Here is a 427-nt window from a genome sequence, read left to right as displayed (position 1 = left end):
GGAAAAGATCTTCGCCGATTTCGAAGCCAAGATCGTGCCGGGCATGACGCATTGGCAGCATCCGCGCTTCTTCGCCTATTTCCCCGCCAATGCGGCGCCGGTCTCGGTCGTGGCGGAATATCTGGTCTCGGCGATGGCCGCGCAATGCATGCTGTGGCAGACCTCGCCGGCGGCGACCGAACTCGAGATGCGCATCGTCGACTGGATGCGCCAGGCGCTCGGCCTGCCGGAAGGCTTTTCCGGCGTCATCCAGGATTCGGCTTCGTCGGCGACGCTTGCCGCGGTGCTTACCATGCGGGAGCGGGCGCTCGACTGGCAGGGCAACAAAAAGGGCCTGGTCGGGCAGGGCAAGCTGCGCGTCTATTCCTCAGACCAGGTCCATACCTCGATCGACCGCGCCATCTGGGTTTCCGGCATCGGCGAGGAC

Annotated in this window: 1 protein-coding gene; it reads left to right on the top strand. The window is 64.6% G+C overall.

All coding sequences use genetic code 11. The features are described from left to right. Window positions 1-427: pyridoxal-dependent decarboxylase (locus tag EN807_RS32700; protein ID WP_246684503.1), on the top strand; the 427-nt coding region annotated here is incomplete at both ends.

Origin of the sequence: Mesorhizobium sp. M5C.F.Ca.ET.164.01.1.1 (genome assembly GCF_004792125.1) — a bacterium.
In the GTDB taxonomy this organism is placed as follows: Bacteria; Pseudomonadota; Alphaproteobacteria; order Rhizobiales; family Rhizobiaceae; genus Mesorhizobium; species Mesorhizobium wenxiniae.
This window is presented reverse-complemented; position numbering and strand designations above follow the sequence as displayed.